Annotated in this window: 9 protein-coding genes and 1 tRNA gene; all 10 read right to left on the minus strand. The window is 61.1% G+C overall.

Going from position 1 to position 9,310, the window contains the following annotated elements:
* Positions 1–66 precede the first annotated feature (66 nt).
* Positions 67–142, minus strand: a tRNA-Val gene (locus ACW9JC_RS26095).
* Positions 143–271: 129 nt separating this feature from the next.
* Positions 272–1,045 carry an SDR family oxidoreductase gene (locus tag ACW9JC_RS26100; RefSeq protein WP_448107088.1) on the minus strand — a complete coding sequence of 258 codons (774 nt, stop codon included), beginning with the start codon at positions 1,043–1,045 and terminating at the stop codon, positions 272–274.
* Positions 1,042–2,253 carry an O-succinylhomoserine sulfhydrylase gene (locus ACW9JC_RS26105; RefSeq protein WP_150715390.1) on the minus strand — a complete coding sequence of 404 codons (1,212 nt, stop codon included), beginning with the start codon at positions 2,251–2,253 and terminating at the stop codon, positions 1,042–1,044. Before ACW9JC_RS26105 ends, ACW9JC_RS26100 begins: the two co-directional genes overlap by 4 nt.
* Positions 2,254–2,327: 74 nt before the next feature.
* Positions 2,328–3,833 (minus strand): amidophosphoribosyltransferase, encoded by a 1,506-nt coding sequence (gene purF, locus ACW9JC_RS26110; protein WP_338585814.1) that lies wholly within the window; start codon positions 3,831–3,833, stop codon positions 2,328–2,330.
* Between the two features lie 41 nt (positions 3,834–3,874).
* The gene (locus tag ACW9JC_RS26115) at positions 3,875–4,435 is read right to left on the minus strand and encodes a CvpA family protein (RefSeq protein ID WP_338585813.1); all 561 of its coding nucleotides are present in this window, start codon (positions 4,433–4,435) and stop codon (positions 3,875–3,877) included.
* 98 nt (positions 4,436–4,533) lie between these two features.
* The gene (locus ACW9JC_RS26120) at positions 4,534–5,193 is read right to left on the minus strand and encodes an SPOR domain-containing protein (RefSeq protein WP_457458590.1); all 660 of its coding nucleotides are present in this window, start codon (positions 5,191–5,193) and stop codon (positions 4,534–4,536) included.
* Positions 5,177–6,484 carry a bifunctional tetrahydrofolate synthase/dihydrofolate synthase gene (gene folC, locus ACW9JC_RS26125; RefSeq protein ID WP_457458592.1) on the minus strand — a complete coding sequence of 436 codons (1,308 nt, stop codon included), beginning with the start codon at positions 6,482–6,484 and terminating at the stop codon, positions 5,177–5,179. The genes ACW9JC_RS26120 and folC overlap by 17 nt, the downstream gene beginning before the upstream one ends.
* Positions 6,481–7,401: an acetyl-CoA carboxylase, carboxyltransferase subunit beta gene (gene accD / locus ACW9JC_RS26130; RefSeq protein ID WP_217872859.1), complete on the minus strand. Its 921-nt coding sequence runs from the start codon at positions 7,399–7,401 to the stop codon at positions 6,481–6,483. The genes folC and accD overlap by 4 nt, the downstream gene beginning before the upstream one ends.
* A gap of 248 nt (positions 7,402–7,649) precedes the next feature.
* Positions 7,650–8,273 carry a phosphoribosylanthranilate isomerase gene (locus ACW9JC_RS26135; protein ID WP_457458595.1) on the minus strand — a complete coding sequence of 208 codons (624 nt, stop codon included), beginning with the start codon at positions 8,271–8,273 and terminating at the stop codon, positions 7,650–7,652.
* 63 nt (positions 8,274–8,336) lie between these two features.
* The gene (gene truA, locus ACW9JC_RS26140; protein WP_457458597.1) at positions 8,337–9,191 is read right to left on the minus strand and encodes a tRNA pseudouridine(38-40) synthase TruA; all 855 of its coding nucleotides are present in this window, start codon (positions 9,189–9,191) and stop codon (positions 8,337–8,339) included.
* Between the last annotated feature and the right edge of the window lie 119 nt (positions 9,192–9,310).

Here is a 9,310-nt window from a genome sequence, read left to right on the forward strand (position 1 = left end):
GCGACCCCCGGCGTGACAGGCCGGTATTCTAACCGACTGAACTACCGCTGCGCGTAGCGTTGAAAGTGGTGGGTGATGACGGGATCGAACCGCCGACATTCTGCTTGTAAGGCAGACGCTCTCCCAGCTGAGCTAATCACCCGTTTGCATCTCCGAGGCCGCGAAATTTACGCAGGTAGCGAACCTAAGTCAATAGCAGGATTGAAGTTTTTCTGAAAAAGACAAAATCGTTTCAATCCGCACAATGTCGCTAGTAGCCAGACCGCTGGAGTTACTCGCTGTAAATCATCTTCTTGGTCATGCCACCGTCCACCACGAACTCCTGGCCCGTGACAAAACCGGCGTTCTTCGACAGTAACCAAGCCACCATTGCCGCCACGTCCTCCACCGTCCCTACCCTGCCCGCCGGATGCTGGGCATGATCGGCATCGGTCAGTGGTTCGGCACGGCGCACGGAAGGGTCGCGCGCATCGATCCAGCCCGGGCTGACGGCATTGACGCGAATTTCCGGGCCAAGGCTGATGGCGAGCGCGTGAGTCAGGGCCAGCAAACCGCCCTTGCTCGCCGCATACGCCTCGGTATCAGGCTCCGATTGCGCGGCACGGGTCGAGGCCAGATTGACGATCGACCCGTTGTGAGCGCGAAGATACGGCGCACAGTGCTTGGCCAATAGCATCGGCCCACTGAGGTTCACCGCCAACACCCGATTCCAGTAAGCCAGATCGAGGCTTTCCAGGGTGATGTTGTGCGGATCGGCAACTGCCGCGTTGCACACCAACGCATCCAGACGCCCGAATTGCCCCAGCACCTCGGCAACACCCAGCGCCACCTGCCCTTCGTTCGAGACGTCCATGGCGATGAACCAGGCATTGTCGCCGAGCACCTTCGCCACTTTCGAACCGCGCTGACGATCCAGGTCCGTCAGCACGACTTGCCAGCCCTCGCTGATCAGCCAGGCCGCAATCCCCAATCCAATGCCCCGCGCAGCACCGGTTACCAGTGCAACGCGACCATTGGAAGCGGGTGGCGTAGACAGCTCGATCACAAGGCAGCCAACCCGCGCGCCAGGTCGGCTTGCAGGTCTGCCACGTCTTCCAGACCGACCGCGACGCGGATCAGGCTGTCACGAATGCCCGCGGCTTCACGCTCTTGCGGCGCCAGACGGCCGTGAGAGGTGGTGCTCGGGTGAGTGATGGTGGTTTTACTGTCGCCCAGGTTGGCGGTGATCGAAATCAGGCGCGTTGCATCGATAAAGCGCCAGGCGCCCTCTTTGCCGCCCTTCACTTCGAAGCTCACCACCGCGCCGAACCCCTTCTGCTGACGCAGGGCCAATTCGTGCTGCGGATGGCTCTTGAGACCGGCGTAATGGACTTTCTCGATGCCGTCCTGCTGCTCCAGCCACTCGGCCAGTTGCTGGGCGTTGGCGCAGTGCGCCTTCATCCGCAGGTTCAGGGTTTCCAGGCCCTTGAGGAAGATCCAGGCATTGAACGGGCTCAGGGTCGGCCCGGCAGTACGCAGGAAACCGACCACTTCTTTCATCTGCTCGCTGCGACCGGCGACGACACCGCCCATGCAACGGCCCTGGCCGTCGATGAACTTGGTCGCCGAGTGCACGACGATGTCCGCGCCCATTTTCAGCGGTTGCTGCAAGGCCGGGGTGCAGAAGCAGTTGTCGACCACCAGCATCGCGCCTTTGGCGTGAGCAATTTTCGCCAGTTCGGCGATGTCGACCAACTCGGCCAGCGGATTGGATGGCGACTCGACGAACAGCAATTTGGTGTTGGCCTTGATTGCGGCGTCCCAACCGGACAAGTCCGCCAGGGCCACGTAATCGACTTCGATACCGAAACGCTTGAAGTACTTCTCGAACAGGCTGATGGTCGAGCCAAACACGCTACGCGACACCAATACGTGATCGCCGGCGCTGCACAGGCTCATCACCACCGCCATGATCGCAGCCATGCCGGTTGCGGTGGCCACGGCTTGCTCGGCGCTTTCCAGGGCCGCGATGCGCTCTTCGAATGCGCGCACGGTCGGGTTGGTGTAGCGCGAGTAGACGTTGCCCGGCACTTCGCCGGCAAAACGCGCGGCGGCGTCGGCAGCGGTGCGGAATACGTAGCTGGAAGTGAAGAACATCGGATCACCGTGTTCGCCTTCCGGCGTACGGTGCTGACCGGCACGTACGGCCAGGGTATCGAACGCTACGCCTTCGAGGTCGCTGTCCAACCGACCGGCATCCCAATCCTGACTCATGCTGTCACTCCTTTCCCTAATTCTCGTAAATTAAAAGCCGGATACAAAACCGGCCCCTCAGGGCCGGTAATTACTCAGTTGTTGTACAGATCGATGATCGCGCTGACTGCCTGCGTCTTGACCTTGGAGGCATCGTTGCGTGCCTGCTCGATCTTGTTCAGGTAAGCCTCGTCGACGTCGCCGGTGACGTACTGGCCGTCGAACACCGCGCAATCGAACTTGTCGATCTTGATCTTGCCGCCACCGACCGCTTCGATCAAGTCAGGCAAGTCCTGATAGATCAGCCAGTCAGCGCCGATCAGGTCAGCCACGTCCTGAGTCGAACGGTTGTGGGCGATCAGTTCGTGGGCGCTCGGCATGTCGATGCCGTAGACGTTCGGAAATCGCACGGCTGGCGCTGCGGAACAGAAGTAGACGTTCTTGGCGCCCGCTTCACGTGCCATCTGGATAATCTGCTTGCAGGTAGTGCCGCGAACGATGGAGTCGTCCACCAGCATCACGTTCTTGCCGCGGAATTCCAGTTCGATGGCGTTGAGCTTCTGGCGTACGGATTTTTTCCGCGCAGCCTGGCCCGGCATGATGAAGGTCCGGCCGATGTAGCGGTTCTTCACGAAGCCTTCGCGGAACTTCACGCCCAGGTGGTTCGCCAGCTCCAGGGCCGCGGTGCGGCTGGTGTCCGGGATCGGGATGACCACGTCGATGTCGTGCTCAGGACGTTCGCGCAGGATCTTCTCGGCGAGTTTCTCGCCCATGCGCAGGCGGGCCTTGTACACCGACACGCCGTCGATGATCGAGTCCGGACGCGCCAGGTACACGTGTTCGAAGATGCACGGAGTCAGGGACGGGTTGGTCGCGCACTGACGGGTGTGCAGCTTGCCGTCTTCAGTGATGTAGACCGCTTCGCCCGGTGCCAGGTCGCGAATCAGGGTGAAGCCGAGCACGTCCAGGGACACGCTTTCCGACGCGATCATGTACTCGACGCCTTCGTCGGTGTGACGCTGGCCGAACACGATCGGGCGAATGCCGTGCGGGTCGCGGAAACCGACGATGCCGTAGCCGGTCACCATCGCCACGACGGCGTAACCACCGACGCAACGGTTGTGCACGTCGGTGACGGCGGCAAACACGTCTTCTTCGGTTGGCTGCAACTTGCCGCGCTGGGCCAGTTCGTGTGCGAACACGTTGAGCAGCACTTCCGAGTCGGAGCTGGTGTTGACGTGGCGCAGGTCAGATTCGTAAATCTCCTTGGCCAGCTGTTCAACGTTGGTCAGGTTACCGTTGTGCGCCAGGGTGATGCCGTAAGGCGAGTTGACGTAAAACGGTTGAGCTTCGGCCGAAGTCGAGCTGCCCGCGGTCGGATAGCGCACATGGCCAATGCCCATGTGGCCGACCAGGCGCTGCATGTGACGCTGCTGGAACACGTCACGCACCAGGCCGTTGTCCTTGCGCAGGAATAACCGGCCATCATGGCTGGTCACGATACCGGCAGCGTCCTGGCCGCGGTGCTGGAGGACGGTTAGCGCGTCATACAGCGCCTGATTGACGTTCGACTTACCGACGATACCGACGATGCCACACATGCGACGCAACCCCTACTTAATGGATCTGAACTGAACACAACTCACTGAGGCGTTTTGGCCATCGGCAAGAGGTGCTCCTTGAACGGTATTTCAGCGGGTACGCTGATACCGCTGGCAAGCCACTGACTGCTCCACCCGAGAATCAGGTTTTTGGACCAATCGGCGACCAATAGAAATTTTGGCACGAGTTGCGACTGCTGCCACCACTCGTCCTGCTGTACCGGCCCCAGGCTCAACAGCCCGACCGCCACGACCACCAGCAACACGCCACGCGCGGCGCCGAAGGCCATGCCGAGGAATCGATCGGTCCCGGACAACCCGGTGACGCGTACCAATTCGCCGATCAGATAATTGATCATTGCGCCTACGATCAACGTGGCGACAAACATGATGGCACAGCCCGCGATCACGCGAGCCGAAGGTGTTTGAATGTATCCGGCGAGGTACTCGGACAATGAGCCACCGAACATCCAGGCAACGGCTCCTGCGATGATCCAGGTCACCAGCGACAGTGCTTCTTTGACGAAGCCGCGGCTCAGACTGATCAATGCGGAGATGGCGACGATTGCAACGATCGCCCAGTCAACCCAGGTAAATGGCACAGTGCAGCCTACAGACGGATAAGGCGGCGCATTTTAGCAGAGCCCATGCTTATCGGTAAGCTGCGATTGTCAGTGCATTTCAAATCGGTGCGATAGATTTAGCCGCGCTCTGGCTGAAAACGCACCACAAACCCCTTGAGGTTCTGCTGGCGGTTCAACAAGTCACGCAGACGATCGGCTTCGGCACGCTCGATCAGCGGCCCGACAAACACCCGATTCTTGCCGTCGGCGGTACGGATATAAGCGTTGTAACCCTGGCTGCGCAGGGTCTTCTGCAGCTTTTCCGCACTTTCACGATTGGCCAGGCTGGCCAGTTGCACCGACCAGCTCACCGAGAGACCATTGGCATCGACGCGGCTTGGCGTGGTGTCCGGCTTGCCCGGAGCCGCGGTGATCGGCTGGGCGGGCGCGGTCGCAGGTTTTGCCGCGAGCGCCGGAACCGGTGCTGGAGCAGGAGGCGGCGTGACAGCTTTTGCGGTTGGCGCTGGCGCGACAGGCGCAACGGGCACTTCCTGCTGGGCGATTTCGTCATCGCTCGGCACTGGTTCCTGAGGCAAGGCTTGCGGCTCAGGCACCACCACCGGCTCAACCTGCACTTGCGGCATCGCCGGTGCTTGCGGTGCAGCCGGGGCTTCAACCGTCACATGGCGCTGCTCATCCTGCCGCGAGAACAGCATCGGCAGGAAAATCACCGCCAGCGCCACCAGAACCAGGGCGCCGACCATGCGCTGTTTGTAGGCCTTATCCAGCAATGCCATTTGCCGCTTCCTCCGTGGAGCGCCGGGCCAGCCATTCCAGGGCCTCGGCGACACAATAAAATGATCCGAACAACAGAATTTCGTCGTCGCTCGTTGCCAGCGCGCTCTGCCCTTCCAGGGCGGCAGCCACGCTGTCATAAGACGTTACTGAAGCGCCACGCTTGTGCAGCGCTTCGTGCAAATCGTTAACCGGCCGCGCCCGTGGCGAATCCAGCGGTGCGACGGCCCAGTGCTCGACACTAGCACTCAACTCATCAACAACACCATCCAGATCCTTGTCCGCCAGCAACCCGAACACCGCCAGACGCTTGCCGACCGGTGGGCGGCTGGCCAGACGCCGCGCCAGATACTCTGCCGCATGGGGGTTGTGCCCCACATCCAGCAACAGGTTAAGACGCTTGCCCTGCCAGTTGAACTGCCGACGATCTAGACGACCGACCACCCGCGTCGCTTGCAGCGCCGGGATAATCTGCGCGTCCACCCAAGGCAGACCGAGCAGCAGATAGGCCTGCAAGGCCAGTGCGGCGTTTTCCATCGGCAGATCGAGCAATGGCAGATCGCGCAGTTCGACCACACGACCCTGAGCGCCAAGACCGCGCCATTGCCAGTTGTGATCGGTGATGCCGAGATCGAAATCGCGCCCACGCAGGAAAAACGGGCAATTGAGCTCGCTCGCTTTGTCCAGCAAGGGTTGCGGAGGATTCAGGTCGCCACAGAGCGCAGGCGCGCCCTGGCGGAAAATGCCGGCCTTCTCGAAGGCCACGGACTCGCGGGTATCACCCAGGTAGTCCGCATGATCGACGCCGATGCTGGTGACCAGCGCCATATCGGCGTCGACCACGTTGACCGTGTCCAGACGCCCGCCCAGACCGACTTCCAGCACCACGGCATCGAGTCCGGACTGTTGAAACAGCCAGAACGCCGCCAGGGTGCCCATCTCGAAATAGGTCAGGGAAGTGTCGCCGCGTCCGGCCTCCACCGCAGCGAAGGCCTGACACAGCTCGGCGTCAGTGGCTTCGACGCCGTTGACCTGCACCCGCTCGTTGTAGCGCAGCAGGTGCGGGGAATTGTAGACACCCACCTTCAGGCCCTGGGCCCGAAGCAATGAAGCCACGAACGCACAGGTAGAACCCTTGCCGTTGGTGCCGGTGACCGTGATCACCCGAGGCGCCGGCTTGCCCAGTCCCATGCGGGACGCTACCTGTTGCGAGCGCTCAAGGCCCATGTCGATGGCCGAAGGGTGCAACTGCTCAAGGTAGGCGAGCCACTCACCAAGGGTACGTTGGGTCATATGTTGGCAGGCACCGGCGGAACGACGATCGGCTCGATTGGCGCAGCGACGAACTTAGGCGTCGGCAGGCCCATCATTTGTGCCAGCAGGTTGCCCAGGCGCGGACGCAGCTCCTGGCGGTGAACGATCATGTCGATGGCGCCGTGTTCCAGCAGGAACTCGCTGCGCTGGAAGCCTTCCGGCAGTTTTTCACGCACGGTCTGCTCGATCACGCGCGGACCGGCAAAACCAATCAGGGCTTTCGGCTCGCCGACGATCACGTCGCCCAGCATCGCCAGACTGGCGGAAACACCGCCGTAGACCGGGTCGGTCAGTACGGAGATGAACGGAATGCCTTCTTCACGCAGACGCGCCAGCACCGCAGAGGTCTTGGCCATTTGCATCAGGGAGATCAGCGCTTCTTGCATCCGCGCACCACCGGAGGCGGAGAAGCAGATCATCGGGCAACGTTTTTCCAGCGCGTAGTTGGCGGCGCGCACGAAGCGCTCACCGACGATGGCGCCCATCGAACCACCCATGAAGGAGAATTCGAACGCCGAAACCACCACCGGCATGCCCAGCAGCGTACCGCTCATGGAGACCAGTGCGTCTTTTTCGCCGGTCTGCTTTTGTGCAGCGGTCAGGCGATCCTTGTACTTCTTGCCGTCACGGAATTTCAGACGGTCAACCGGCTCCAGGTCCGCGCCCAGCTCGGTACGGCCTTCGACGTCGAGGAAAATGTCGATACGGGCGCGTGCGCCGATACGCATGTGATGGTTGCACTTGGGGCAAACGTCCAGGGTTTTTTCAAGCTCTGGACGATACAGCACAGCCTCGCAAGACGGGCATTTGTGCCAAAGACCTTCAGGCACCGAGCTCTTCTTGACCTCGGAACGCATGATCGAAGGGATCAGTTTGTCTACTAACCAGTTGCTCATGCTTTCTTTCTCCAGTACCGGCGGCCCGAACGCTCTGGTTCGCAGCCCCGCGTATGCCCTAGCGCTAAATTCATGTGTGCGGCGATGATCGCTGGATTGCCGGGTCAGGAAACTTGACCTGCGTGCAACTCCAAAAAACCCTCAGCCATGCCTGCTTTGTGCAAGTGCAGTTACTGACGGCGGCAGTGTGCCAGCCGTCACATGCGAGCTGGATCAAAAGATCCCAGCCTCGTTTCACTCGACAGCTCCTACAACTTTCCTACGGCCGCTTTGATAAATGCCTGAATCTTTGCGTGATCCTTGATGCCCTTGCTCGCCTCTACCCCGCCGCTGACATCCACGGCATAAGGCCGGACCCGGGCCACTGCATCGGCGACGTTATCCGGGGTCAATCCGCCCGCGAGAATGATCGGCTTGCTCAAGCCTTGAGGTATCAGAGACCAGTCGAACGCCTCGCCGGTTCCACCGGGAATGCCTTCGACATAGGCGTCGAGCAGAATGCCGCTGGCGCTCGGATAAGCCTCGCACGCCGCGGCAATGTCGTCGCCGGCCTTGACCCGCAACGCTTTGATGTACGGACGATCCCAGCTTTCGCACTCCGCGGCGGTTTCATCGCCGTGGAACTGCAACAGGTCCAGCGGCACGGCATCGAGGATCTCGCTCAACTCGGCACGGCTGGCGTTGACGAACAAACCTACGGTCGTGACAAACGGCGGCAGCGCCTTGACGATCGCGCGTGCCTGCTGGAACGTCACCGCCCGCGGGCTCTTGGCATAAAACACAAATCCGATGGCATCGGCCCCGGCTTCGACCGCTGCCAACGCATCTTCTATGCGGGTAATCCCGCAAATCTTGCTGCGAACGGCTGACATGTCGATAAAACCCCACGGCAAATCCGAGAAAGTCCCGGATGGTAACAAAAGCTTTCGAGGGCGTCAGCCGTCAAGTTCGGAGAAACCGGTGAGGAAGTGTGGGCCAATGTAACGCTCGGGCAGTTCGAACTCGTCGCGGTACTCGACTTGCACCAGATACAGGCCAAACGGATGCGCCGTCACCCCGCCGGAACGGCGGATTCGGCTCTCCAGCACTTCCTTCATCCACTCCACAGGACGCTCGCCGGCACCGATGGTCATCAGCACACCGGCGATGTTGCGCACCATGTGATGCAGAAAGGCACTGGCACGGATATCCAGCACGATCATCTTGCCGTGGCGCGTGACGCGCAGGTGATGCAGCTCCTTGATCGGCGACTTGGCCTGGCACTGACCGGCGCGGAAAGCGCTGAAATCGTGGGTGCCCACCAGGTATTGCGCCGCTTCGGCCATGCGCTCGACGTCCAGCGGACGGTGGTTCCAGGTGATTTCTTCGTTCAGGTGCGCCGGACGGATCTGATCGTTGTAGATCACGTAGCGATAACGCCGGGCGATGGCCTTGAACCGTGCATGAAAATGCGCGGGCATGATCTTGGCCCAACTGACACTGACGTCGTGCGGCAGGTTGATGTTGGCGCCCATGACCCAGGCTTTCATCGATCGCTCGACCTGGGTATCGAAATGCACCACCTGTCCGCAAGCATGCACGCCAGCGTCGGTACGCCCGGCGCACAGCAGCGAAACCGGCGAGTCGGCGACTTTGGACAAGGCGTTTTCGAGGGTTTCCTGCACGGTGAGCACGCCGGAGGCCTGGCGCTGCCAGCCGCGATAGCGCGAGCCTTTGTATTCGACGCCCAACGCGATCCGGTAAAAGCCCTCGGCTGCCAGTTCGGCGGCCGGGTTATCTATATTTGCCAAGGAGTGACAGCCTGCTGATGTACGCAAAGGCGGGCATTATAAGGTGCTCGGGCGGGGATGCCAGAGGCGGGTCGCCGAAGATCAAAAGATCGCAGCCTTCGGCAGCTCCTACAGGGTAT

Source organism: Pseudomonas sp. SDO5591_S426 (genome assembly GCF_054070755.1).

Excerpts from the sequence above, each read along its gene's own strand:
- ACW9JC_RS26135 (WP_457458595.1), bottom strand. The coding sequence starts at position 8,273 with ATGTCAGCCGTTCGCAGCAAGATTTGCGGGATTACCCGCATAGAAGAT.
- folC (WP_457458592.1), bottom strand. The coding sequence starts at position 6,484 with ATGACCCAACGTACCCTTGGTGAGTGGCTCGCCTACCTTGAGCAGTTG.
- ACW9JC_RS26105 (WP_150715390.1), bottom strand. The coding sequence starts at position 2,253 with ATGAGTCAGGATTGGGATGCCGGTCGGTTGGACAGCGACCTCGAAGGC.
- accD (WP_217872859.1), bottom strand. The coding sequence starts at position 7,401 with ATGAGCAACTGGTTAGTAGACAAACTGATCCCTTCGATCATGCGTTCC.
- ACW9JC_RS26120 (WP_457458590.1), bottom strand. The coding sequence starts at position 5,193 with ATGGCATTGCTGGATAAGGCCTACAAACAGCGCATGGTCGGCGCCCTG.
- purF (WP_338585814.1), bottom strand. The coding sequence starts at position 3,833 with ATGTGTGGCATCGTCGGTATCGTCGGTAAGTCGAACGTCAATCAGGCG.